The 23,181-nt window shown below is 69.2% G+C and carries 23 protein-coding genes and 1 tRNA gene; 12 read left to right on the top strand and 12 right to left on the bottom strand.

What is annotated here, in order from left to right:
• Nucleotides 1–68: 68 nt before the first annotated feature.
• The 8 genes from ACIBCK_RS05405 (at nucleotide 69) to ACIBCK_RS05370 (ending at nucleotide 7,672) form a co-directional block, all read left to right on the top strand.
• Nucleotides 69–1,259, top strand: a complete 1,191-nt coding sequence (locus ACIBCK_RS05405; RefSeq protein WP_399386878.1) for an SPFH domain-containing protein — start codon at nucleotides 69–71, stop codon at nucleotides 1,257–1,259.
• Nucleotides 1,246–1,959 (top strand): nucleoside/nucleotide kinase family protein, encoded by a 714-nt coding sequence (locus tag ACIBCK_RS05400; protein WP_399386876.1) that lies wholly within the window; start codon nucleotides 1,246–1,248, stop codon nucleotides 1,957–1,959. Before ACIBCK_RS05405 ends, ACIBCK_RS05400 begins: the two co-directional genes overlap by 14 nt.
• 65 nt (nucleotides 1,960–2,024) lie before the next feature.
• Nucleotides 2,025–2,627 (top strand): lytic polysaccharide monooxygenase, encoded by a 603-nt coding sequence (locus ACIBCK_RS05395; RefSeq protein WP_399386874.1) that lies wholly within the window; start codon nucleotides 2,025–2,027, stop codon nucleotides 2,625–2,627.
• 119 nt (nucleotides 2,628–2,746) lie between these two features.
• Entirely contained in the window at nucleotides 2,747–3,247 is a 501-nt protein-coding gene (locus ACIBCK_RS05390) for a DUF3592 domain-containing protein (protein ID WP_399386873.1), read from the top strand.
• Nucleotides 3,248–3,300: 53 nt separating this feature from the next.
• Nucleotides 3,301–4,965: an AMP-binding protein gene (locus ACIBCK_RS05385; RefSeq protein ID WP_399386871.1), complete on the top strand. Its 1,665-nt coding sequence runs from the start codon at nucleotides 3,301–3,303 to the stop codon at nucleotides 4,963–4,965.
• Nucleotides 4,966–5,417: 452 nt separating this feature from the next.
• Nucleotides 5,418–6,701: a sensor histidine kinase gene (locus tag ACIBCK_RS05380; protein WP_399386869.1), complete on the top strand. Its 1,284-nt coding sequence runs from the start codon at nucleotides 5,418–5,420 to the stop codon at nucleotides 6,699–6,701.
• Nucleotides 6,686–7,339 (top strand): LuxR C-terminal-related transcriptional regulator, encoded by a 654-nt coding sequence (locus ACIBCK_RS05375; protein WP_399387270.1) that lies wholly within the window; start codon nucleotides 6,686–6,688, stop codon nucleotides 7,337–7,339. Before ACIBCK_RS05380 ends, ACIBCK_RS05375 begins: the two co-directional genes overlap by 16 nt.
• A 51-nt stretch (nucleotides 7,340–7,390) precedes the next feature.
• A complete protein-coding gene (locus ACIBCK_RS05370) occupies nucleotides 7,391–7,672 on the top strand; it encodes a hypothetical protein (RefSeq protein WP_160505209.1) in 282 nt (93 codons plus the stop codon).
• A 98-nt stretch (nucleotides 7,673–7,770) separates the two neighbouring features.
• On the opposite strand, the gene ACIBCK_RS05365 is transcribed toward ACIBCK_RS05370, so the two are convergent.
• The 9 genes from ACIBCK_RS05365 to ACIBCK_RS05325 all read right to left on the bottom strand — a co-directional run bounded on the left by ACIBCK_RS05365 (nucleotide 7,771) and on the right by ACIBCK_RS05325 (nucleotide 14,180).
• A tRNA-Lys gene (locus tag ACIBCK_RS05365) sits at nucleotides 7,771–7,844 on the bottom strand.
• 61 nt (nucleotides 7,845–7,905) lie between these two features.
• Entirely contained in the window at nucleotides 7,906–8,664 is a 759-nt protein-coding gene (locus ACIBCK_RS05360) for an IclR family transcriptional regulator (RefSeq protein ID WP_399386866.1), read from the bottom strand.
• A gap of 368 nt (nucleotides 8,665–9,032) precedes the next feature.
• Nucleotides 9,033–9,260, bottom strand: a complete 228-nt coding sequence (locus ACIBCK_RS05355; protein ID WP_399387268.1) for a helix-turn-helix transcriptional regulator — start codon at nucleotides 9,258–9,260, stop codon at nucleotides 9,033–9,035.
• 292 nt (nucleotides 9,261–9,552) lie between these two features.
• Nucleotides 9,553–9,999, bottom strand: a complete 447-nt coding sequence (locus tag ACIBCK_RS05350; RefSeq protein WP_399386864.1) for a hypothetical protein — start codon at nucleotides 9,997–9,999, stop codon at nucleotides 9,553–9,555.
• Nucleotides 10,000–10,257: 258 nt separating this feature from the next.
• Nucleotides 10,258–11,028: an ectoine/hydroxyectoine ABC transporter ATP-binding protein EhuA gene (ehuA, locus tag ACIBCK_RS05345; protein WP_399387266.1), complete on the bottom strand. Its 771-nt coding sequence runs from the start codon at nucleotides 11,026–11,028 to the stop codon at nucleotides 10,258–10,260.
• A gap of 34 nt (nucleotides 11,029–11,062) precedes the next feature.
• Nucleotides 11,063–11,710, bottom strand: a complete 648-nt coding sequence (gene ehuD, locus ACIBCK_RS05340) for an ectoine/hydroxyectoine ABC transporter permease subunit EhuD (protein ID WP_399386863.1) — start codon at nucleotides 11,708–11,710, stop codon at nucleotides 11,063–11,065.
• Nucleotides 11,707–12,441, bottom strand: a complete 735-nt coding sequence (gene ehuC / locus ACIBCK_RS05335; RefSeq protein ID WP_399386861.1) for an ectoine/hydroxyectoine ABC transporter permease subunit EhuC — start codon at nucleotides 12,439–12,441, stop codon at nucleotides 11,707–11,709. The genes ehuD and ehuC overlap by 4 nt, the downstream gene beginning before the upstream one ends.
• A complete protein-coding gene (ehuB, locus tag ACIBCK_RS05330) occupies nucleotides 12,441–13,271 on the bottom strand; it encodes an ectoine/hydroxyectoine ABC transporter substrate-binding protein EhuB (protein WP_399386859.1) in 831 nt (276 codons plus the stop codon). The genes ehuC and ehuB overlap by 1 nt, the downstream gene beginning before the upstream one ends.
• Before the next feature lie 498 nt (nucleotides 13,272–13,769).
• On the bottom strand, nucleotides 13,770–14,180 hold the full coding sequence (locus tag ACIBCK_RS05325; RefSeq protein WP_399386858.1) for a hypothetical protein: 411 nt from the start codon (nucleotides 14,178–14,180) through the stop codon (nucleotides 13,770–13,772).
• A gap of 148 nt (nucleotides 14,181–14,328) precedes the next feature.
• Between ACIBCK_RS05325 and ACIBCK_RS05320 the strand changes: the two genes are divergently transcribed.
• Nucleotides 14,329–14,829: a DUF3830 family protein gene (locus tag ACIBCK_RS05320; RefSeq protein ID WP_399386856.1), complete on the top strand. Its 501-nt coding sequence runs from the start codon at nucleotides 14,329–14,331 to the stop codon at nucleotides 14,827–14,829.
• A 13-nt stretch (nucleotides 14,830–14,842) separates the two neighbouring features.
• Here ACIBCK_RS05320 and ACIBCK_RS05315 read toward each other — a convergent pair whose 3' ends face one another.
• Together ACIBCK_RS05315 and ACIBCK_RS05310 are read right to left on the bottom strand one after the other, a co-directional pair.
• Entirely contained in the window at nucleotides 14,843–16,246 is a 1,404-nt protein-coding gene (locus ACIBCK_RS05315) for an amidase (RefSeq protein WP_399386854.1), read from the bottom strand.
• A gap of 40 nt (nucleotides 16,247–16,286) precedes the next feature.
• A complete protein-coding gene (locus ACIBCK_RS05310; protein WP_399386852.1) occupies nucleotides 16,287–17,243 on the bottom strand; it encodes a D-2-hydroxyacid dehydrogenase in 957 nt (318 codons plus the stop codon).
• Between the two features lie 349 nt (nucleotides 17,244–17,592).
• Here ACIBCK_RS05310 and ACIBCK_RS05305 point away from each other — a divergent pair, with 349 nt between their 5' ends.
• The 3 genes from ACIBCK_RS05305 to ACIBCK_RS05295 all read left to right on the top strand — a co-directional run bounded on the left by ACIBCK_RS05305 (nucleotide 17,593) and on the right by ACIBCK_RS05295 (nucleotide 21,124).
• Nucleotides 17,593–18,429, top strand: a complete 837-nt coding sequence (locus tag ACIBCK_RS05305) for a decarboxylase (RefSeq protein WP_399386850.1) — start codon at nucleotides 17,593–17,595, stop codon at nucleotides 18,427–18,429.
• A 12-nt stretch (nucleotides 18,430–18,441) separates the two neighbouring features.
• Nucleotides 18,442–19,179 carry an aspartate/glutamate racemase family protein gene (locus tag ACIBCK_RS05300; RefSeq protein WP_399386849.1) on the top strand — a complete coding sequence of 246 codons (738 nt, stop codon included), beginning with the start codon at nucleotides 18,442–18,444 and terminating at the stop codon, nucleotides 19,177–19,179.
• Between the two features lie 847 nt (nucleotides 19,180–20,026).
• Nucleotides 20,027–21,124 carry an LLM class flavin-dependent oxidoreductase gene (locus ACIBCK_RS05295; RefSeq protein WP_399386848.1) on the top strand — a complete coding sequence of 366 codons (1,098 nt, stop codon included), beginning with the start codon at nucleotides 20,027–20,029 and terminating at the stop codon, nucleotides 21,122–21,124.
• 3 nt (nucleotides 21,125–21,127) lie between these two features.
• Here the strand turns inward: ACIBCK_RS05295 and ACIBCK_RS05290 are convergent, their stop codons facing one another.
• On the bottom strand, nucleotides 21,128–22,933 hold the full coding sequence (locus tag ACIBCK_RS05290) for a putative bifunctional diguanylate cyclase/phosphodiesterase (RefSeq protein ID WP_399386846.1): 1,806 nt from the start codon (nucleotides 22,931–22,933) through the stop codon (nucleotides 21,128–21,130).
• Between the last annotated feature and the right edge of the window lie 248 nt (nucleotides 22,934–23,181).

The raw sequence follows: 23,181 nt of genomic DNA, 5'->3' as shown, positions 1-23,181 counted from the left end.
GTGGGGCCGGGGCGCGAAGGGGACCGGGGCGTGGATGGGATCGAGGCACGTATGAGGTGGAGGCAAGGATGAGTGCGACAGCGGCATCACGGTCACAGGCCCCTCAGCCCGAGGAACCGCGAACCACCGGCGCCCCGGACACGCCCGTCGCGCGACCGCCGCGTCTGATCCACAGCGAGGCCACCACCGAGATCCCCATCCATCTGCTCTTCCGTGACGATCCCGGCGACCCCGGGGTCTCGCTGTCGCCCGCCGTGGTGGGGCGGCGGCACGGGACGGGGGAGCAGCCCCGCGCCGCCCGGCGGCCCCCGGCGAGGGTGGCCGCGCGCCCGCTGCCCGAGGTGGATCCGGCGCTCGGCGAGCGGCCGGCCCGCGTGCTGCCCGGGGCGGTCGGTGTGCTCGGCGGGAGCGCCGGGGTCGCCGGGTGCGCGGCCGCGCTGTGCTGGGCGGGGGTGCTGCCGGAGCCGCTGGTGCGGGCCGCCGGGCTGCCCTGGCCCGACGGGCACGGCGGCTACGACACGAACGCCGGGCTCGGCGTCGCGCAGTGGGCCTCCCTCGCAGGGTCGGGCGCGCTCGCCCTGTTCGGGTTCGGCGGGCTCGCCCGCGGCCGGGTCGGCTCGGCGTGGGTGCTCTCCCTCTTCGGGCGGTACCGCGGCAGCGTCCGCCGCACCGGCCTGATGTGGGTCAACCCGCTCCTTTTGCGCCGCCGTGTCGACGTACGCCTGCGGCACTGGCGCAGCGAGCCGATGCCCGCGGTGGACCGGGGCGGGGTCGCGCTGCGGGTCGTCGTCCTCGTGGTCTGGCGGGTCAAGGACGCGGCGCGCGCGACCCTCGGGGTCGCCGACCACCAGGAGTATCTGCGCGAGTGCGTCGAGGCGGCGACCGCCCGCGTCCTGTCCAGGCTGCCCGCCGACGCCTTCCACGACGACACCCCGACCCTGCGCGACGCGGACGCGGTGGGCGACGCGCTCACCCGGATGCTCGCGGCGGAGACCGAACCGGTCGGCGTCGAGATCTTCTCCGCCCAGCCGACCCGCATCGAGTACGCCCCCGAGATCGCCGACACCATGCGGCTGCGCAGGGTCGCCGCCCTGGACGCACGGCATCGCGACAGCGTGCTGACCTCGGTGGTGGACTCCGTCGAGGACACGGTGACCCGGCTGACCACCCGGGGCCTCGTCGAGCTCGACGACTACGAGCGCAAGGCCTTGGTCAAGGACCTGACGGTGGCGTTCTATACGGGGCATGGAGAACGATGACCACGCCCCTGAGCAAGTAGTACCCGGCCACGCCCCTGAGCGAGCCACCGCCGATGCCCCCGGCCTCGCGGACCTCGCCCGGGACGCCTGGCGGCTGACCGCGGACCGGCCCCGCACCCTCCTCGGGATCGCGGGGCCGCCCGGCGCGGGCAAGTCGACGTTCGCGCGGGCGCTGGTGGCGGAGATCGGCGAGGGGGCCGCATATCTGCCGCTCGACGGTTTCCACCTCTCGAACGATCAGCTGGAGCGCCTCTCCCTGACCTCCCGCAAGGGCTCGGAGCCGAGCTTCGACGTGCGGGGGTACGGAGCGCTGCTCGGCCGGGTCCTCTCCGACACCGGCCACGACATCTACGTACCCGATTACGACCGCACTCTCCACGAACCGGTGGCCGCCCGGCACCGGGTCCCGCCGACCGCCAGGCTCGTCGTCACCGAGGGGAACTATCTCGCCTGCGATCTGCCCGGCTGGCGCGCGGCGCGGGAGCTGATGAGGGAGTGCTGGTATGTGGCGGCACCAGCAGAGGTACGCCAACAGCGCCTGATCGAACGGCAGTTGGCGGGCGGCCGGACGGCCGACGGGGCGGCAGCCTGGGTGGCGACGAACGACAGCCCGAACGGTGACCTCGTGGAGAAGTCGCGTCATCGCTGCGATCGGATCGTCTCCACGGTTGGTATGGACATGTTCAACTACCGCCCATAATCTGGGCTTGGTCTAGACCGCAGGCACGGCTCACGGAACCCCCACGTTTCCCCTGGAGCGGCAGCATGCGAAACAAGAAGTTGTACGCGGCCATGCTCGGCGCCACCACGGTCGGGGCCTTCGCGCTCTCGTCCGGCGGTGCGAGCGGCCACGGATACACCGACCTGCCCGCCAGCCGCCAGATCAACTGTGCCAACGGCACGGTGAGCGGCTGCGGTTCCATCCAGTACGAACCCCAGAGCGTCGAGGGCCCCAAGGGCTTCCCGGCGTCAGGGCCGGCCGACGGCAAGATCTGCTCGGCGGGCATCGGCGGCTTCGACTCGCTCAACCAGCCGAAGGCGCCGGGCGGCGGAGCCTGGCCGACGACCAGTGTCAGCGCTGGTCAGAACTACACCTTCCGGTGGCAGTTCACGGCACGTCACCGCACCACCGACTTCAAGTACTACATAACCAAGCAGGGTTGGGACGAGAGCAAGCCGGTGACCCGCGCCGCCCTCGACACGGCCCCGTTCCTCAACGTCCCCTACAACGGCCAGCAGCCGCCCGCCACGCTCTCGCACTCCGGGACGATTCCCGGCGGCAGGAGCGGACACCACGTGATCGTCGCGGTGTGGACGGTCCACGACACGGCGAACGCGTTCTACGCCTGCTCCGACGTCAAGTTCTGAGCAGGGCTTGAGGCTCTGGCGCACCCCCCGCGGGTAGGTTCCGCGTACGCCGTCCACGACCAGGACGGCGTACGCGGAGCAGTACCGGCGACAATTTATCGGGGGATGCAGTGGAGTTCATGTTCTACGTCGTGCCGGCGTTGATCTGCGCCGCGGTGATCGCGATGGCGGTCACGGTGATCAGGCGCTACACGCAGGTGCGGCAGGCGTGGTCGAGCGGTCTGACGGCGGAGGCGCGCTGTCTGCGCACATACACCACGACCAGCCGCCACGGCGACAGCAACCACATTAGGACCACGCTGCACCACGTCTACGAGTTCACACCGCCCGCCGGACGCCCCGTCCGGTTCGAGGAGGAGAACGGGCCCGCGACGACCGTCGAGGGCGACTTCGTCACCGTGTACTACACGGCGGACCGTCCCGAGCGGGCGACGGCGCACGCGCCGAGCCCCGCCAGAGGCGCGGCGGCGACGATCGGCGTGCTCTGCTTCCTCGGCGTCATGCTGGCCTTCTGCATCTTCTTCATGGTCACGGCGAACGACATGTTCGGCACGGCCGACGTGTTCGACTCGGGCGAGGGCTTCGAGCCGGACGACGGCTTTGAGCCGGACCTGCCCTAGCCCTCCCTCCCGGCTCTCCTCATCTGACGGCTCATCAATTATGGTGCGCGGCCATGAAGTCCACCGGGAGCACCGTCGCGGAACTCGTACAGGCACGTTGGGGCGACCACCGCCCCGGCCTGCGCTTCGAGCACCAGGAGATGACTCACCACCAGGTCGCGGCGGGCGCCGCGGCGAGGGCGGCGCTCCTGGCCGACCTGCTGCCGGGAGGGGCCGAGCCGCACGTCGGCGTGCTGCTCGACAACACCCCCGAGTACCCCTTGTGGCTGAGTGCGGCGGCGCTCGCGGGCGCGGCCGTCGCGGGCATCAACCCCACGCGCAGGGGCGCGGAACTGGCCCGCGACATCGTGCACACCGACTGCCGGGTCCTGATCACGGAACGGACGCACCTCGCCCTCCTCGACGGCCTCCAACTCCCCGGCGTGCGCGTCCTGGTGACGGACACGGAGGCGTACGGGGAGCTGCTGGCCCCTTATGCGGACGCGCGCCCGGAGATCGCGCGAACGGCGGCCCCGTCACGCCGGATGCTGCTGTACTTCACCTCCGGCTCGACCGGGGCGCCCAAGGCCGCGATCTGCACCCAGGGCCGTCTCGCCGCTGCGGGCCACTCCCTGTCCACCCATTTCAGGCTCGGCCCTGACGGGGTCCACTACATCTGCATGCCCATGTTTCACGGCAACGCGGTGATCGCGGACTGGGCGCCCGCGCTGGCGGCCGGGGCGGGGGTGGCGCTGCGGCGGCGCTTCTCGGCCTCGGCGTTCCTGGACGACGTACGGGCGCATGGGGCCACGTACTTCACGTACGTGGGCAGGGCGGTGCAGTACATCCTGGCCACGCCCGAGCGCCCCGACGACACGGACAACCCCCTCCTGATGGGCTTCGGTACGGAGGCCGGTGCGGTGGACGCGGCGCGCTTCGAGAAGCGGTTCGGGGTGCGGCTCGTCGAGGGGTACGGGTCTTCGGAGGGCGGGGCCGCGATCCAGCGCACGCCGGATACGCCGGCCGGGGCGATCGGGCGTGCGGCGCCGGGGGACGAGCTGGCGGTGGTGGATCCCGGGACGCGGGAGGAGTGCCCGGCCGCTGCCTTCGCGGCGGACGGCAGGCTGCTGAACGGGGACGCGGCGATAGGGGAGTTGGTGAACAAGGGGCGCACGCCGTTCGAGGGGTACTGGCGCAACTCCGCGGCGGATGCGGCGCGGCTTCGGGACGGCTGGTACTGGACGGGGGATCTCTTCTACCGGGACGCGGAGGGGTTCCTCTACTTCGCGGGGCGTACGGATGATCGGCTCCGCGTGGACAGCGAGAACCTGGCGGCGGCGATGATCGAGAACATCCTCGCGCGGTGGGAGGGGGTGGCGGCGGTCGCGGTGTACGCGGTGCCTGATCCTGTGGCGGGGGATCAGGTGATGGCCGCGGTCTGTCCGCGGGCGGGGGCGGAGTTCGAGCCCCTCGCCTTCGCCGAGTTCCTCTGGTCCCAGCCGGACCTGGGGACGAAGATGGCGCCTCGTTTCGTGCGGGTGGTCGGGCGCATGCCCATTACGGCCACCAACAAGGTGGCCCGCTCTGCTCTACGCCGGGAGGGTTTCCGCTGCGGGGGCCCTGTCTGGTGGCGCCCCGCCCCCGGGGCGGGGACCTACCGCCGGTTCACCCCCGCCGACGAGTCCGCACTGCTGGCCCAGTACCGCGCCCAGGGCCGCGAGGGCCTGCTGCCGGCTTGAGCTTGCTCTCGCCGCCGGGGGCCTCTCCACCGCCCGATTGCCCCGCATCCACCCCGTGCCGAACAGGCCTCTCCCACCCACCCGCCCGATCACCCCGCATCCACCCCGTGCCGAACAGGCCTCTCCCACCCACCCGCCCGATCACCCCGTGGTGACGGGGGTGGGTAGGGGAGATGGCGCATGGGTGGGATGGGGCCAAACCGGCATGGAGGGAGGGAGAGGCGGTGGGCATGGCGGGTGGGCGGGGTAGTGCCACGCGCCTGCAGTCGGCAGTGAGACGCGAGGGGACGTGGCGGTATGTCTGCCCGGAGCACGGTTCGCGGCGCTCCCTCGCCGGAGTATCCAGTCGGCCACCGGACGATAGCGAGGACGGACATACCGGCGCGGCCCCGCACCCACAGATGAACAGCCCCCGACCCACCCGCGAGGCACCCTCCGCATACCGTGACCCCATGGCCAGGGAGAGTGCGTGGGTGGGGCTTCGGAGTCGGGCGCCCTGGAGAGGGGTGGTTTACCTGCTCGGGGGTGTACTCCTGGGAGGGGTGGTTCTTGTCGGTGGGGTGGTTGCCCTCCTGCTCAGCGCCGCCCTCGCCCTCGTCCTCGTAGGGATACCCCTCCTCCCCCTCCTCGCCCTCACCGGCATCCCCATCGCCGCCATCGAACGCCGCCGCCTCCGTATCGTCGACCCCGCCCCCACCGCCCGCTCACCCCACCGCACCCCCGAAGCCCCCGGCATCCCCGCCTGGTTCAAGGTGCGTTTCAGGGAGCAGGCCACCTGGCGCGAGCTCGCGTACGCCGTCCTGCTCGCCCTCGTGCTGTGGCCCCTCGACCTCCTCGTGCTCGCCTGCACCGTCGGCGCCCCCGCCCTCCTCATCGGCGTACCCGCCCAACTCGCCGTCGACGGCGGCGAGATACGCGCCGCCAAGCTCTGGCTCGTCAGCGACTACCCGCACGCCTTCGCCACCGCTCTCCTCGGGCTCCTCCTGCTCGCCGCCCTGCTCCACCCCCTCGGCGCCTACGCCACCGCACGAGCCGCCCTCGTCCGTCTCCTCCTCGCGCCCCGCGAGGCCGAGCTGGCCACGCAGCTGGCGGAAGTCACCCGCTCCAGGGCCCGCCTCGTCGACGCCTTCGAAGCCGAACGGCGGCGTATCGAGAGGGACTTGCACGACGGCGCCCAGCAGCGGCTCGTCGCGCTCACCATGACCCTGGGCCTCGCCAGGCTCGACGCCGCCCCCGGCAGCCCCCTCGCGGCCCAGCTCGCCACGGCCCACGACGAGGCGGGGAACGTCCTCACGGAACTGCGTGAGCTCATCCGCGGCATCCATCCCCAGGTCCTCGTCGACTACGGCCTCGCCGCCGCCATCGAGGACGCCGCCGACCGCTCCCCGATCCCCGTGGACACCGACCTGGCCGGCCTGCCCCGCCTCCCCGAACCCGTGGAATCCGCCGGGTACTTCACCACCCGGGAAGCCCTCACCAACATCGCCCGCCACAGCGACGCGCCCCGCGCGCACATCAGCGCACGGCACGAGCAGGGCACTCTCCGCATCGACGTGCGTGACGAGGGCAAAGGCGGCGCGGACCCCGGCCGCGGCTCCGGCCTCACCGGCCTGGCCGACCGGCTCGCGGTGCTCGATGGCACACTGACGCTCACCAGTCCGCCCGGCGGCCCGACCGTACTGTCCGTGGAGATACCGTGCCGAGCCCAGCACCCGCAAGCATCCACCGCCGACTGAGGGTCGTCGTCGCCGAGGACAGCGTGCTGCTCCGTGAGGGGCTCATCGGCCTGCTCACCCGCTTCGGCCACGAGGTGCCGGCCGCGCTCGGCGACGCGGAAGGGCTGCGCGCCGCCGTCGACGCGCACGAACCGGACCTCGTCCTGACCGACGTACGCATGCCGCCCACCTTCCAGGACGAAGGCCTGCGCGCGGCCCTCGCCCTGCGGGCCGCGCGGCCGACGCTCCCCGTCCTCGTGCTCAGCCAGTACGTGCAACGTTCGTACGCCGCCGAGCTCCTGGACACCGGCGACGGCACCGGCGTCGGCTATCTGCTCAAGGACCGGGTGGGCCAGGTCGAGCAGTTCGCCGACGCGGTGACGCGGGTCGCGGACGGCGGCACGGTCGTGGACCCGGAGGTCGTACGGCAGTTGATCAGACGCCGCCGCGACCCCCTCGAACAGCTCACGCCGCGCGAGCGCGAGGTGCTCGGCCTGGTGGCCGAGGGCAGGTCGAACGCGTCGATCGCCGCCGAACTCGTCGTCAGCGAGGCCGCGGTGGGCAAACACATCGGCAACATCCTCGGCAAGCTGGACCTGCCCCCCGGGGACGGAACCCACCGCCGGGTCCTCGCGGTCCTGGCCTATCTCCGGGCCTGAGCCGGGAAAGCGTGCACAGGCCACCGGTCAGGTCGATTACGATTCCGGACCATGAGCACGTCAGACCAGATACGGGCAGGCCTCACGCCGCGCCAGGCCCGCCGCATACGCATCGCCGCGGCCTCGGTGCTGATGGCCGCGGCGGCCGTAGTGCTCGCCGTACGACTGGCGAGCCGGTCGTCCGTGCTTGTCGTGGGGGTGTACGGGCTGCTGCTCGTCCTCTGCGGCCTGGTGATCGAACTCAGCAGGCGCGGCCGGACCCGGCTCGGCAGCTATCTCCTCGCCGTCGGTCTGGTGGCAGCCCTGGTCATGGACTGGGTGGTGCTTGCCTGACCGGCATGGGTGCTGGGTGCGGGGGATGAGAGGCGGGAAAGGCCTCGCCCGGGGACGAAAGAAGCCCCTCGCTTCCGCGAGGGGCTTCTTCCCGTCTGTGCGCCGCCAGGGACTCGAACCCCGGACCCGCTGATTAAGAGTCAGCTGCTCTAACCAACTGAGCTAGCGGCGCCTGCTGACTCGAAAATAATACCTGGTCCCGGAGGGTGCTCGGGACCGCCCGCGAGGCGTGCCTAGATCGCCAGCGAGAGCAGCACCGGCGCCGCCCCGCGGTTGAGCGTCTGTGCCGCTTCCCGCAGCCGGTGCGCGTGCTCCACCGGCAGGGAGAGCGCCAGGCAGCCGACCGCGGAGCCCGCGGTGATGGGGACGGCGGCGCAGACCGTGCCGACCGCGTACTCCTGGAGGTCGAGGACCGGGACCGTCGCGGGCTGGGCGGCAAGGCTGTTCAGGAGGACACGCTCGTTCGTGATCGTGCGCGAGGTGAGGCGGGCCATCTTGTGGCGGGAGAGGTGGTCCCTGCGGCCGTTCAGGTCGAGCTGGGTCAGCAGGCTCTTGCCGACCGCGCTGGCGTGCGCGGAGGAGCGGAAGTCCACCCACTCGTTGACCTTGGGGGTGCGGGGGCCGTCCGCGAAGTCGGTGATCTTGATTTCGCCGTCCTCGTACCGGCTGATGTAGACGGCGGCGCCGATCGAGTCGCGCAGCCCGTCGAGCGTCAGCTTCAGCTTGTCCCGCAGGGCCTGCTCGCGGCGGTGGGCCGAGCCGAGGCGGGCGAGGGACTCGCCGGACACGTACGCACCGTCGGCGACCTGCTCGACGTAGGCCTCGCGGCGCAGCATGCGCAGCAGGGCGGCGAGCTGGGGTGCGGGGAGTCTGGTCTGCCGGGCGAGCTCGGCGTCGGTGACGCCGCCGTCGTGCCGGGCGACGATTTCGAGCACCCGCAGGGCGCTCTGCACCGAGTGCTGCGGCGTGGTCGGCTCGTGCTTCAGCGCCACGGCTTCCCCCTGCGTGGAACGGTTCCGGACAGCTGGGCTCCGTCCCACGATAGCCGCCAAGAGGTGCATATGGAGCGGCTGTTGAGGAGATTGGTGGCGCGTTCCAGCTCTGTCAGCTGGAACGCGCCACTCTGGCATATGCCAGTGTCAAGCCCAAGCGCCATGGGTGCGGCTGATGCTCCTCAGATCCGCGAGTGATCGCAGTGCTCGACTGGGGAACCCGTGGATCGCGACCGCCGGGAGCTGGCGTCGAGGCCCATTCGATGAGACTGGGACATCCCGCTCTTCTCTAGCGAGCGGGCATGCGCCCACTGGCCCATCAAATTGCCGAGACAGATTTGGACTGACGTTGTACTTAACGCCCCCGGTCATCCGTGAAATCCGCCTATAGCCCCTGGGCAAATAAGGTCATGATGGATATTTGCGACAAGGGCCGCTTCCAGGCGAGATTCGAGTTCCAGCTTCCCGATGATATGTGTTATATGGGATTTCACTGTGCGCTCAGCTATGCCCAGTTTGCTGGCTAGGGCTCGGGTGGGCAAGCCGCCGCCCAGCAAGGCCAGCACCTGTCGCTCTCGCCCTGTCAGCCTATCCACTGGTGGCTGCGTTTCGTTCGCCTTTCGTGCTAGTTGACACGAGCAGAAGCCTTCGCTGAGTGAGGCTTCGTGAGGGCGATTTTGGTCATACGCACTCTTCGCCACAGACGTTCCACACCTTCCCCGTTTGACGTACCATCAGCTGGCATCCTAAGGGAATATCGCTCGTAGCGGGATGGAAGTGGAACGTTGCGTATCTCATTTCGAGGTTACTGAAATTGCCACCCTGCGCAGGCCAGGGCGGCGCACCCGCGACGATGACTAGAGGCCCGCTCCTCGCGAGCCCGTGACATCAGGCCCTGATGCAGACCTTTGCTTCGCTCCGTGCTGTGCTGTCGTCACCCGGGTGATTCACGTAGGTGTGAACGCAGATCTTCTGCTTGCCACGGGGGTTCTTCTTCTTCAGGATCTTGCCGTGCGTGTACTTACCGCCGCCGCCAAGGGTGGTCTTGGCGGGACGAAGAAGTCGTCCGTTGATGCTTATGACGCTGACGGTGACCTTCGGGGCAGCCCTCTTGCACTGGCCGTCCGCGACGCCTCGAATCGTGCGGCCACTGACGCTGAGCGCGGCATAGACCCGGCACTTCACCTTGTAAGCGGGCGGACCTAGCTTCGTCCAGTCACCGTACTTGTCCCTTGCAATCACTCGGCTAGCACCATTATCGCTCTGCGTGTCGTCCGGTGAGGCGGAGGCCGAGGGGGCGGTGCCCAGCAGACTGAGTGCAGCCATGGCGGCCACTGCGAAGGACGCTGTTCGCCGGGCGCGCGGACGGCGGACTGTGGATATGGACACGGTGCGGCTCCTGGGCGTTGGTAGTTCGGTGTGTGAGCAGAGTCTTCAATAGGCTTGCTCCGTCGCGCTATTGGACCTTTGGGAGGTGTCCAATGGGGCACTGCTCGACACTTGGTTGCTGGTACCGCGAGAGAAGCGAAAGAAAGGGCCCGGCCACCTGATCGGGGAGCCGGGCCCACGGCGTGTCGCCTTGACTGCTGGTGACTAGAGCACCGCGCTAAGGAACTCCCGAGTGCGTTCGTGCTCTGGCTCCGTGAAGATTTTCTCCGGCGTACCGGATTCGATGACGCGGCCGGAGTCAAACATCAGGACCTGGTCCGAGATGTCACGGGCGAAGTTCATCTCGTGGGTCACGCAGAGCATCGTGATGTCCGTGGTGTGCGCGATGTCCCTAAGGACATCGAGCACACCAGCCACAAGCTCGGGGTCGAGCGCGGATGTGACCTCGTCCAAGAGAAGCACCTGCGGGCGCATCGCGAGGGCACGCGCGATCGCCACTCGCTGCTGCTGTCCACCGGAGAGCTGCGTCGGATAGTCGTCGCAGCGGTCACCGAGGCCGACCAGGTCGAGGAGCTCGCGGGCCCGTTGTTCGGCCTCGTCCTTCGACAGCCCAAGAACGTTGACGGGGGCCTCCATGATGTTGCGAAGGACCTTCATGTTCGGGAAGAGGTTGAACTGCTGGAAGACCATCCCGATGTTCTTGCGGACCTCGCGGATGTGCTTCTCGCCGGCCGGGACCAGCTTGCCGTTCTTCTGCTCGTGAGTGAGGTACTGGCCGCCCACCTTGATCGTGCCCTCGTTGGGCTTGATCAAGGTCATCAGGAGCCGCAGGATCGTGGTCTTGCCGGAGCCGGACGGGCCGATCAGCGTGACGTGCTTGCCGGACGCCACAGAGAAGTCGAGCTCGTCGAGGACAGTGTTCGAGCCGAAGCGCTTGATGACCTTGTCGAAGCGGATCAGCTCGCTGCCGTCCACGCCGGGGTTGGCCGTTTCCTTCGAGAGGCTGTTGTCAGCGGACAAGACGACGCTCCAAGGCTCGGAGGAGGAGGGATGCCGGGTAGGCGATGACGATGAAGGCGACGCCGACGAGGGTCAGCGCCTCGGTGGTGAAAGTTTCGTCGCTGTACGCGCGGGCCTCACCGAGCATGTCGAGGGCGCCAATGATTGCGATCATTGGCGAGTCCTTCAGCATGGCGATCACGTAATTGCCGAGCGCGGGCACCACGCGCCGAATGGCTTGCGGCAGAATCACCGCGCGCCAGGTATGGGTGCGGGACAGGCTGAGTGCGGTACTTGCTTCCCACTGGCCGACCGGCACGGCGTCGATGCCGGCCCGGTAAACCTCGGCGGTGTACGTCGAGTAGTGCAGGCCGAGCCCGATTATGCCCGTGGTGAGCGGGGACATCGAAGGGCCCCACTCCGGCACCACGTAGAAAAGGAAGAACAGTTGCACCAGGAGCGGGGTGTTGCGGATGAATTCGGTGATGGCCGTGACCGGCCAGCGGATCCAAACCAGTGATGACCGCTGCGCGATGGCCCAGACGAGGCCGAGCGAGAACGCGATGAGCGAGCCGAAGAGCAGCGCCTGCAGCGTGACCTGCACGCCGTCCCAGAAGCGCGGCATGAAGTCGTCGATGACGCTCCAGTCCCAGTTCACTTGACACCTCCGGTACCGGTGATGACATCAGTGGAGGGCTTGGCACGCAGGCCGCTGAACAGGCCGGACTTGTCGGGTGCTCGGCCCACCTTCTTCTTGGCGTGCCGCTCAAGCACCCTCATGCCGCGCGTGAGGATGAAAGCGAAGACGAAGTAGAGGACGAGGAGCAGCGAGTAGATCGGAGCGCTCTCGTTCTTGGCCAGCCGAACGAGGCCACCCGCGAAGGTCATGTCGGCGACCGTGATGATGGAGACCAGCGCTGTGCCCTTCATCAGCTCGATCAGCAGGTTGTTGAAGGCTGGGACCATCTCGGGCCAGGCCTGAGGCAGCTCGATGCGGCGTAGACGCTGCATCTTCGTGAAGCTCAGCGCGACCCCCGCCTCGCGCTGGGCCGTGGGCACGGCGGCCAAAGCGCCGCGCACAACTTCGGAACCGTACGCGCCGTAGGTCAGACCAAGGGCCAGGACGCCCGAGGCCATGGGTACGAACTGCCATCCGGCGAGCAGCGGTAGGGCGAATGCCATCCAGAACATCAGGACAAGAGCCGACGTTCCGCGGAAGAGCTCGAAGTAGATACCTGAGAGGAATCGGACGATCCACAGCCGCGATGTGCGCAGCGTGCCGATGGCGAAGGCTACGACCAGGGCCAGAGCGGCGCTGTACAGCGTCACCTGGACAGTGATCCAGATGCCGGGCAGGAACCAGGTCTCGAAGAACTCGGATGTCATCATCAGCCGCACAACTCCTTGGCGGTGAGGTCCGTCATCTCGTCCTCGGTGAAGCCGAAGGGGCGCACGATGCGAAGGAGTTCGCCGGACTTCTTGAGCTTGTGCAACTCCTCGTTGAAAGCGTCGCGAAGGTTCTTCTCGAACTGCCGGAACGCGAACCCGCCAGCACCGTAGGCCGGCTTGCCGTCGACCTCGGGCTGGAACGGCTCGCTCGACTCCGCACGGTTGGAGCCCTTCACCACACCCTTGACGGTGACGTTCGTTCCGGCGAAGGCGTCGACCCGGCCTTGGGCCACGGCATCGAGTCCTGCCACCTGATCGGGCAGGATCATGACTTCCTTCACCCCTGCGGCCTTGGCGTAGTCAATCTCGGCGTATGACTTGCCGCTCGCCAGTTTGAGACCCTTCTTGGCCACGTCCTCGTACGTCTTGATCCCATGCGGGTTGCCCTTCTTCACGATGAAGGCGTCAAGCATGAGGTAGTCAGGGTCAGAGAACAGCACTTGCTCGCAGCGGACTGGGTTGATGTACATGCCTGCCGACACGACATCGAACTGTTGCGCCTTCAAGCCCGGGATCAACGCTCCGAACTCCACAGGGATCGCCCGGATCTCCGGCACACCAAGGCGCCTGAAGATGACGCGAGCGATCTCCGGTGCCTCTCCGGTGGCTTCACCGTCTTCGTTGATGTAGCCGAACGGCGGCTCACTCGCAATGCCTACCCGAACGCTCCCCGCGTCGCGGAGCCGGTCGAGGAGGCTACCTCCTTTGATCGTGCCCTCACTTGGGACACGACTGCAGCCCGCAGCGCCCACCGCACCAAGTGCGGCCATGCCCGCGAGAAGGGATCGTCGGCGCACACCGCGCCGCTCATCAGGTAGCTGAAGTTGGTCTCGTCTTGTCAGAGCCATGGGCGCGCAGCTACCCGAATGGACGCAAGGTATGCCGATAGTTTCCGGCCCTTTGTCGAGGTGGGCAGTTGGGTATCGAAGGCACCGAATCTGGCGATACTTCTTGTATGTCCCACGGTAACGAGGTGTACCCGATGGCCAGGTGAAGCCATCGGGTACGAACTCTGTTACTGACAGGGGCTGTTAGATGGAGGGGGGATGAACCCGGCTGTAAGCGTGAGCATCTCCCGGTCCCTGGAGCGCACTTGATACTCCGGGCAGAGCATGCCGGAGCACATGCTCTGAAGTGCGCACCCTGCAGGACGGTGGCACAGCGGACTTGTGACTGCGGGTTCTACGGGGCAGGTAGATACAGCTCTGCTTTGTCCTAGGAGTGTGTCTATTGGTTCCGTGTGGATTCCCTGGAATTCTCGTAGGGAACTACCATTTCATGCTGATCTTGGACGACTTTCGGTAGGGTACTACGAGCGTCAGCTTCCCCTTGGGCATGTTCTTGCACTTGAACTTCTTAGGCCCCCACTTTTCCTTGATTTCTCCCGCACAGAGAATGCGGCCCCGGTGTCGCACATCCCACCCCAAGGTGACGCTTTGGCCACCGTTGTTGTTGAGGCTCACGGTCACAGTTCCCCGGTGGGGGTGCGTGCGAGTGAGCTTGCAGTTGGCCCAGCCGTAGTCACAGGTTTTGCTGGTTCGTGGTGGCGGCGCCGCGTCCGCGGGGGCGCTTCCGAGCACGATGCTGGTAGTCAGTGTGAGCGCCAGGACTCCCAGCGAGGCGCTCCGCCCGGGACTCTTCGCACGCTTGACCATTGGCGTGGCGGTCTTCTGGGTCACGACAGGCAACTCCTTCTTCGGATCTTGCGGCACGCAAGATTGTTCCGGGCTGGATGTCTCGGCCGCTACTGACCTTTGGGGAGGTGGCTGAAGGGGCAGGAGTCGCGTGAGAGCGCGAGCGCGATCTGTAGATGATAGGAGGAACTCTGTGGCAGACCGATTCATCGAAGTCTCCCTCGCCAAGCGGGGAGTTCAGTGCACGGCAAAGCTGCTCGACGACCGGGCCCCGTTGACCTGTGCGGCGGTGTGGGAGGCACTTCCGCTCAGCGAGGACGTCTATCACGCGAAGTACGCCCGCAATGAGATCTACGCCCTCTTTCCGGCTTTCGCGGACCGTGAGCCACCTCTGGAGAACCCGACAGTCACCCCCATTCCCGGCGACCTCTGCTATTTCTCCTTCAACGGGACGCAGCTGGGCACGCAGGCCTATGGGTACGAACCGGCCGCGGACGTCAAGGCGGGCGCCACGGTCGTGGACCTCGCCCTCTTCTACGAGCGCAACAACCTGCTGCTCAACGGCGACGTCGGCTGGGTCCCCGGCATCGTCTGGGGGCAGGTGGTCGACGGCCTCGACCAGATGGCCGAGGCCTGCAACGACCTGTGGCGCGGCGGCGCGCAGGGCGAGACGCTGAATTTCCGCAGGGCGTAGACGCCCAGGGAGCTCAGTTCACCGCGGGCGGCGCGATCCTCGCGCTGCCCGCTTCGTACAGCGCGTGCGCGGCCCGCAGGACGAGCGCGTCCGCGTGCCGCGCCCCCACGAGCTGCACCCCGATCGGCAGCCCCTCCCCGTCCACCCCGCAGGGGACCGTCGCGGCCGGCTGCTGCGTCATGTTGAAGGGGTACGTGAACGGCGTCCATCCCGTCCACCGACGATGGCCGGAACCTTTCGGTACCTCCGCTCCCGCCTCGAACGCGGTGATCGGCAACGTCGGAGTGACCAGGAGGTCGTACGTCTGATGGAAGCGGCCCATGCGACGGCCGAGCTCCATGCGTACGTCAACTGCGGCAAGGTAGTCGAGCGCGCTGTACCGGGCGCCCTGCGCACAGATCTCACGCAACCCCGGGTCGAGCAACTCCCGGCGTTCGGGCGGCAGATGCTGCGTCACCCGCGCGGCGCCGCTGAACCACAGCGTGTGGAAGGCCTCCACCGGGTCCGTGAAGTCGGGGTCCGTCTCCTCGACGTAGGCACCCTGCGCGGCGAGGGACTCCACCGCCTGCCGCACCGCGGCGGCCACCGCGGGCCGCACCGCGACCTGGCCGCCGAGCGAGGGTGAGTACGCGATGCGCAGGCCGCGTACGCCGCCTTCGATACCCGCGCTGAAGCTGTCCGCGACCGGGCCGAGTTGAGACCAGTCTCGCGCGTCGGGCCCGCTGATCACGTCCATCACGAGCGCCGCGTCCGCCGCGTCCCGCGTCATGGGCCCGACGTGCGCCAGGGTGCCGAACGCGGACGCGGGGTACAGCGGCACCCGGCCGTACGTCGGCTTCAGCGCGAAGATGCCGCAGAAGGCGCCCGGGATCCGAACCGAGCCGCCGCCGTCCGTGCCCAGCGATACCGGCGCCGCACCGAGCGCCACGGCCGCCGCGCTGCCGCCGCTGGAGCCACCCGCGGTGCGCGAGGTGTCGTACGGATTGCGGGTGGTCCCGCTCTGCGGGCTGTCCGTGACGCCCTTCCAGCCGAACTCGGGCGTCGTCGTCTTGCCGATGAAGACCGCGCCGTGCTCACGCAGCCGCGCCACCGACGGCGCGTCCTCGTCCCAAGTCCCCTCCGTACGGACCGTCTTCGAACCCCGCAGCGTCGGGCCGCCGCGCTGCAGCAGGATGTCCTTGACCGAGACCGGGACCCCGTCGAGGAGGCCCCGCGGCTCACCGCGCCGCCACCGCTCGGCACTCGACTCGGCCTGAGCGAGGGCCTCCTCGGTGTCGACGCGCACGAAGGCGTTCACCGCGGGCTGCACTTCCTCGGCCCTGCGCAGCGCCGCCCGTGTCGCGTCGACCGGACTGACCTCGCCCTTGCGGTAGGAGTCGACGAGTTGAACCGCGGTGAGATCCGTGAGCTCGGTCATGCACGCTCCTCAGGGGGTGGGACGTGACGTTCGGCAGTGATCAATTCCCGGGTACATACCCACGTTTCTTGTCGACCACGTTGGAAAGAGGCCGCCCGGCCGCCCACTCCTCGTACAACTCGACGAACTGAGCGCCCAGTTCATCGCGCCAGCCCACCGTGTCGCCGCTCATGTGCGGGGAGACGATGAGGCCCGGCGCCGTCCACAGCGGGCTCTCCGGGGGCAGCGGCTCGTGCTCGAAGACGTCCAGCGCGGCGCCCGCGATCCACCTCTTCGACAGGGCGGCCGCGAGATCGTCCTCCACGACGAGCGCGCCGCGCCCGATGTTGATGAAGCGCGCCGACGGCTGCATCATCCCGAAGCGCCGCGCGTCGAACATGCCGCGCGTGTCGTCCGTGAGCGGCGCCGCGCACACCACCCAGTCGGCCCGCGCCATCAGCCGGTCGAGCTCGTCGGGGCCGTGCACGCCGCCCCGCGCGCTGCGCCCCACCAGGGCGGTGATGATCCCGAGCCCCTTCAGCATGCGGACGATGGCGTGCCCGATCGGTCCCGAACCCACCACGCACGCGCGCGTACGGGCGACTCGCTGGGTCTCGCGGTGGCGCCAGGTGCGCTCGCCCTGGAGCTGGAGGGTGCGCGGCAGATCCTTCGCCATGGCGAGGACGAGGGCGGCCACGTACTCGGCGATCGGCTGGTCGAAGACGCCGCGGGCGTTGGTCACCAGCGTGTCGGACTCGGCGAGCTCCGGGCACATGAGGCGGTCCACGCCCGCGCTCGCGGTGTGCACCCAGCGGGGCCTGCGGCCCTCGCCCGGCCAGGCGTCGCGCACGGCGTCCGAGAGGAAGTCCCACACCAGCAGCACGTCGGCGAGGGGGAGTTGGTCCGCCAGGGTGTCCGCGTCCGCGTGCAGGATCCGGGCGCGCCCGGTGAGGCTGCCGAGACGGGGCGGCGGAGCGGGGGACGGGGCGTCAAGGACCAGAACGGTTGTTTCGGACATCGGGTCCTTCGTCGATTCGGAGGCCGATTCGGAAGGCGAGGACATCGAGGACATCGAGGAGAAACCGCTTCGCAATGAGAGTCCGCTTCCCTTAGTTCTGTGTCGGCCAGAGCCGTCTGAGATGCGCGGATTGACCACGCTCGCACCTGAAACTACCTTCGTCAACAGAGGTGCTCTATCACAAGCACCCCACGGTTCAGTACGCTCCGTACGAGGCCGTAGCACACTCTGTAGCGCCTTCTCGGCGCCTTCTGCCCCATCCCGACGTCCCGGCGCGTCGCCGGTTCCGCATCTCCCGGCCCCCGGCCGGTCCCTCCAATGCACGCACGCACGAACTTGGGGCCTGCTCATGGACGTCTCCTTCCTCGGCGGACCACACCCTCAACGCGGTGTAGGTGTCGTCGCCCCTTTCGACTTCGCACTCGACCGGGAGCTCTGGCGCTGGGTGCCGGACGAGATCTCCCTCCACCTGACCCGCACCCCGTACGTCCCCGTCGAGGTAAGCCTTGACCTGGCACGACTCGTCAGCGAGCACGAAACCCTCGGCGAGGCGGTGCGCGCGCTGAGCGCGATCGGGCCCGAAGTCCTCGCGTACGCCTGCACATCGGGCAGCTTCGTCGGTGGGATCGCGGGCGAGCGCGCGATGTGCGAGGCCATGACCCGCGAGGGTGAGGTCTCCGCCGTCACCACGTCGGGCGCGCTGCTCGAAGCGCTCGAGGATCTGGGCGCGCGGCGCATCGCGCTCGTCACGCCCTACACCTGGTCCGTGACGCAGTCCCTGGAGGAGTACCTGGGCGAGTCGGGCGTGTCCGTCACCGGCCGCGCCTACCTGGGCCTGACCAGGCACATCTGGAAAGTCCCCTACAAGGACGTGGCGGACATGGCGCGGCGGGCGGTGCTCGGCGGGGCCGACGCGCTCTTCATCAGCTGCACCAACCTCGCCACGTACGACGTCATTCCGCAGCTGGAGGCCGAGCTGCGGATGCCCGTGATCTCCGCGAACCAGGTGACGATGTGGTCCGCCCTGCGCCGGTTGGGTACCCATGCCGTAGGGCCCTACCAGGCGCTGATCAATCCGAGTGCCAGGCCGGGCGCGGGCCCGGTCGCCGCGCCGGGTGAGCTGCCCGGTGTGGTACCGCTCGATCCGCCCCAGGGTCTGCCCGAAGGACCACCAACGCTGCCTTGAAGGAGGCTGGAAGTGACCGCACTTGGTTTCCTCTATCCGGGTCACTCGGCTGAGGACGACTACCCCCGCATGGAGCAGATGCTGGGGAGTGATGTCCGGCTGCAGGTCGTCCACACCGACATCGGCGAGGACGCGCACCGGGTCGACGCACTCCTGGAGATGGGGTCGACGGCACGGCTCGCCGCCGGGGTCGAGGAGCTGCGTCTGTCCGGGGCCGAGGCGGTGGTGTGGGCCTGCACCAGCGCGAGCTTCGTCTTCGGCTGGGAGGGTGCGCACGACCAGGTCCGCGCCCTCGCCCGCTCCGCGGGCCTGCCGGCTTCCAGTACGTCCTTCGCGTTCGCGCACGCGGCGCGGGAGGTGGGGGCGGGTCGAGTCGCCGTCGCCGCCACGTATCCGGAGGACGTGGCGGGGCTCTTCGCCTCGTTCCTCAAGGCGGCCGGCGTGGAGGTCGTGTCGACGCAGTCGAACGGCATCATCACGGCTGCGGAGGTGGGTACGTGGGGTTGGGAGCAGGTCAAGGCCATGGCCCAGGCGGGCGACCACCCCGACGCGGAGGCGCTCCTGCTTCCCGATACGGCGCTGCACACCGCGGCGTACATCCATGAGCTGGAGCAGGACCTGGGCAAGCCGGTCCTGACGGCGAACCAGGTCACGGTCTGGGAGGCGCTACGCCTGGCGTCCCGGCGGGTGAACGCCCCTTCCCTGGGCGCACTCTTCACTAAGGAGCCGGTGGTGCAGGCTCGGGGGTAGCGCGGGTCCGTCCGTCCGTGCGTCCGTCCGTCCGTGTGTGGGTGCGGGGCCGCGCCGGTATGTCCGTCCTCGCTATCGTCCGGCGTCCGTTGGGTTGCTTCGGTTCCGGAGCCTTCGGGAACCGTGCTCCGGGCAGACATACCGGCACGTCCCCTTGCGTGTGCTGCCGGCTGCGGGCGCGTGGGACTTCGGGGCCGGTCCTCCCTTGGGTGCGGGGCCGCGCCGGTATGTCCGTCCTCGCTATCGTCCAGTGACCGCAGGGCTACTTCGCTCCCGGAGCGCCGCGAACTGCGCTCCGGGCAGACATACCGGCACGTCCCCTTGCGTGCGCTGCCGGCTGCGGGTGCGTAGGGCTTCGGAGCCGGTCCTCCCTTGGGTGCGGGGCCGCGCCGGTATGTCCGTCCTCGCTATCGTTTGGTGGGCGCAGGGCTACTTCGCTCCCGGAGTGCCGCGAGCCGTGCTCCGGGCAGACATACCGGCACGGCCCCTCCCGCGCGCTACCGGCTGCGGGTGCGTGGCGCTGCCTGCCCAGGCGGCGTGCCCCCCCCACCCAGCCGCTGGTGGTAGGGGCCGTTCGTCGCCCCCCCGGTCGGCCCCTTCCCCCCCTTCTCGGGCCCGGCTGCCCCAATCCCACCCGCCCGATACGCCCACCCACCCCCTGTCACCGCGGGGCAATCGGGTGGGTGGGAGGGAAAGGCTTGTTCGTTCACCGGTGGATGCGGGGTGATCGAGTGGGTGGGTGGGAGAGGTTGTTCGGGTAGGGGGATGCCGGGGGAATAAAACGGAGCCCGCCTCCTGTTGGGGCGGGGAGTAGGAATTCGTACCGCGCAGCAGGAGGCTGGACCCCGTGACAGTGGACCCGAGCGACGACATCCGCGGCGAGCGGCACGGCAGCGCGCCGGTCCCGCTCTCCGTACTGGACCTGGTGACCGTGGGCGCGGGGCGGACGGCCACCGACGCCCTGCAGAAGAGCGTGGAGATCGCCGGGCTGGCGGAGAGCCGCGGATACCACCGCTACTGGGTGGCCGAGCATCACTCCATGCCGGGAGTCGCCTCCTCCTCCCCGGCAGTCATCCTCGCCCACCTCGCCGCCCACACCGACCGCATCCGCCTGGGATCGGGCGGCGTCATGCTCCCGAACCACGCCCCCCTCGTCATCGCGGAGCAGTTCGGCACCCTGGAAGCCATGGCCCCGGGCCGCATCGACCTGGGCCTGGGCCGAGCCCCGGGCACCGACGGCGCGACCGCCGCAGCGCTCCGCAGGACGGACCGCCTGAACGAAGGCGCCGACGATTTCCCGCAGCAGCTCGCCGAGCTGACCCGCTTCCTGGACGACGATTTCCCCGACGGGCACCCGTACGGCCGTATCCACGCCGTCCCGGGTCCGGTCCAGGCCACCTCACCCGGCGGCGTCCAGTCCCCGCACCGCCCGCCCCTGTGGCTGCTCGGTTCCTCCGGGTTCAGCGCCCGCCTCGCCGGAGTCCTCGGCCTGCCCTTCGCCTTCGCCCACCACTTCTCCGCGCAGAACACGATCCCGGCCCTCGACCTCTACCGCGAGTCCTTCAAGCCGTCCGCCGTCCTCGACGCCCCGTACGCCCTCATCGGCGTCTCCGCGCTGGCCACCGACGACGAGCAGGAAGCCCGGCGGCAAGTCCTCGCCGCCGCGCTGAACATGGTCCGCCTCCGCACCGGGAAGCCGGGGCTCGTCCCGACTCCCGAGGAGGCCGAGGCGTACGAATTCAGCGAGATGGAGCGGGAGTTCATCCAGAATTGGAACTCCAATGTCCTTCATGGCACCGCTGACCAGGTTCGCACCGGCCTCGACGACCTCGCCAAGCGCACCGGTGCCGACGAGATGATGATCACGGCCAACGCCCACAGCGGTGAAGTGCGTCTGCGTTCCTACGAGTTGATCGCCGATGCGTATGGGCTGCCCAGCGCGTAGTCCTTAACCCGCCGCCAGCAAGGCGGAGATACGATCCGGCGCCACCGGGCGGGAGTACAGCCACCCCTGCCCGGTGTCGCAGCCGATCCGCCGCAGCCGCGCCGCCTGGGACGAGGTTTCCACGCACTCCGCCGTGACGGTCAGGCCGAGCCGGTGCGCCAGTTGCACCAGGGCCTCGACGATGACCTCGTCGGCGGGGTTGATGTGCGCCTCGCCCGCTTCCGCGTCGTACTGGAAGCCGCGTACGAAGGAGCCGTCCAGCTTGAGGACGGAGACCGGCAGCCGGCTCAGGTACGCGAGGTTCGAGTACCCCGTGCCGAAGTCGTCGATGGCGATCCGCACCCCCATGTCGCTGAGCGACTGGAGAGCTTGGAGCGGGCGGCCCGCCGAGCCCATCACCGCTGATTCCGTGAGCTCCAACTGGAGGAGCTCGGGGGAGAGTTCCGTTTCGGCGAGGATCTCCGCCACATCGGCCACCAGGTCCGAGTCCCACACCTGCCGCACCGCGACGTTGACGCTCACGAAGACCGGCGGCCGCTCCGGGTGCTCCAGCTGCCACTGCCGGGCCTGGCGGCACGCCGTCCGCAGCACCCAGCGGCCCAGCTGCACGATCGAACCGTCCTCCTCCGCCAATCCGATGAACCGATTCGGCGTCAGAAGACCGAAGCGCGGATGCTGCCACCGCACCAGCGCCTCGACCCCCCGCACCCCGCCGTCCTCAAGTCGCACCAACGGCTGGTAGTCCAGCAGGAATTCACCGCGCTCGACGGCGGGGCGAAGGGAACTCGACAGCGTCTGGCGGGTCATGCGGTGGGCGTTGCGCTCGGGGTCGAAGAGCGTCCAGCGCGCCTTGCCGTCCGACTTCGCCCAGTACAGCGTCGTGTCGGCCGCCTGCATGAGACACGTGGTGGTCGTCCCGGCCGCGCGGCGCTCCACCACGCCGATCGACGCCGAGACCGAGAGCCGCTGGCCCGACAGGTCGAAGGGGTCCTGCAGCGCCTTGAGCGCAGCGTCGGCGAGGTCCGCGAGCTGGTCCGTGCCCGTCGAGTCCTCCACGAGCAGCGCGAACTCGTCGCCACCGAGCCGCGCGACCAGTGGCGTCGAGGCCCTGCCGTGACCGGCCTCGTCGGCGCACCGCGTCAGCCGCTCCGCGACCGCCGCCAGCAGCCGGTCGCCGACCCGGTGGCCGAGGGTGTCGTTGACCGCCTTGAACCCGTCCAGGTCCAGATAGCAGAGCCCGATCCGGCCGGTGCCCGTGTCGTCGTACGCCCCCGCTTCGAGCGCGGCGGCCAGCCGCTCGAAGAACAGGCTGCGGTTGGGCAGCCGGGTCACGGGGTCGTGCATCTGCAGATGCCGCAGCCGGGCCTGGAGCTCGCGGCGCGCGCTGATGTCGGTGGCGGCGAGCAGCACCGTACGCCCGCCGGGCATCGGCGAGACGGTGATCTGGACCCACAGCGAGTGCCCGTCGGGGTGTTTCAGGCGCCGGGTGCAGCGCAGCTTCGCCTGCCGGCCGCGGAGTACCTCGCGGTAGGCGTGCCAGGTGCGCGCGTCCGACGCCAGGTCCACCAGATCGGCGGCGAGACGGCCCACGAGCTCGTCCGGGGACGCGCCGAGCAGCTCGGCGAGCGCGTCGTTGGCATCGACGACGAGGCCCTCGCCGTCCACGACCCCGAGGGCGAGAGGGGCGGCGGCGAAAGCGGCTCGATGGTCGGGCCGCTGCCCCCGATGGCGACGCTCCGTGATGGGCGCCCTGGCGAGGTCGGGTGCTGTGACCGCTGTGGGCGCTTGGCCTTCAGACGTTCCGTTCACCACTTGCTCCCGCAGTGCAGTTGTTCGGCGAGGCCGGGCCCGCGCAGGAAAGTGTGCCGATCATAGGGGCTGGCCCGAGGGCGCATCCAGCCACAGAGCGGCGGCGCGTGGCGGCCACGGTAGGCATAGGACAGGCGCATGCCCGGCGCGGATGTGGCGCCCACCCGGCGGCAGATCGTTTCTGCTCGCACGTGTACTGCTTCCTTTACGCCTCGATCCGCCCGGCGACAACTTGTGACGTTCCGTGA

This window comes from Streptomyces sp. NPDC051218, assembly GCF_044455475.1.
Lineage (GTDB): Bacteria > Actinomycetota > Actinomycetes > Streptomycetales > Streptomycetaceae > Streptomyces.
The sequence above is the reverse complement of the archived record's forward strand: the minus strand, read 5'-3'. Positions and strand labels throughout refer to the sequence as shown.

Coding starts and splice junctions, on each gene's coding strand:
- ACIBCK_RS05405 (WP_399386878.1), top strand. CDS start 69: ATGAGTGCGACAGCGGCATCACGGTCACAGGCCCCTCAGCCCGAGGAA.
- ACIBCK_RS05400 (WP_399386876.1), top strand. CDS start 1,246: ATGGAGAACGATGACCACGCCCCTGAGCAAGTAGTACCCGGCCACGCC.
- ACIBCK_RS05395 (WP_399386874.1), top strand. CDS start 2,025: ATGCGAAACAAGAAGTTGTACGCGGCCATGCTCGGCGCCACCACGGTC.
- ACIBCK_RS05390 (WP_399386873.1), top strand. CDS start 2,747: ATGTTCTACGTCGTGCCGGCGTTGATCTGCGCCGCGGTGATCGCGATG.
- ACIBCK_RS05385 (WP_399386871.1), top strand. CDS start 3,301: ATGAAGTCCACCGGGAGCACCGTCGCGGAACTCGTACAGGCACGTTGG.
- ACIBCK_RS05380 (WP_399386869.1), top strand. CDS start 5,418: ATGGCCAGGGAGAGTGCGTGGGTGGGGCTTCGGAGTCGGGCGCCCTGG.
- ACIBCK_RS05370 (WP_160505209.1), top strand. CDS start 7,391: ATGAGCACGTCAGACCAGATACGGGCAGGCCTCACGCCGCGCCAGGCC.
- ehuC (WP_399386861.1), bottom strand. CDS start 12,441: ATGATGACATCCGAGTTCTTCGAGACCTGGTTCCTGCCCGGCATCTGG.
- ehuB (WP_399386859.1), bottom strand. CDS start 13,271: ATGGCCGCACTTGGTGCGGTGGGCGCTGCGGGCTGCAGTCGTGTCCCA.
- ACIBCK_RS05315 (WP_399386854.1), bottom strand. CDS start 16,246: ATGACCGAGCTCACGGATCTCACCGCGGTTCAACTCGTCGACTCCTAC.
- ACIBCK_RS05310 (WP_399386852.1), bottom strand. CDS start 17,243: ATGTCCGAAACAACCGTTCTGGTCCTTGACGCCCCGTCCCCCGCTCCG.
- ACIBCK_RS05305 (WP_399386850.1), top strand. CDS start 17,593: ATGGACGTCTCCTTCCTCGGCGGACCACACCCTCAACGCGGTGTAGGT.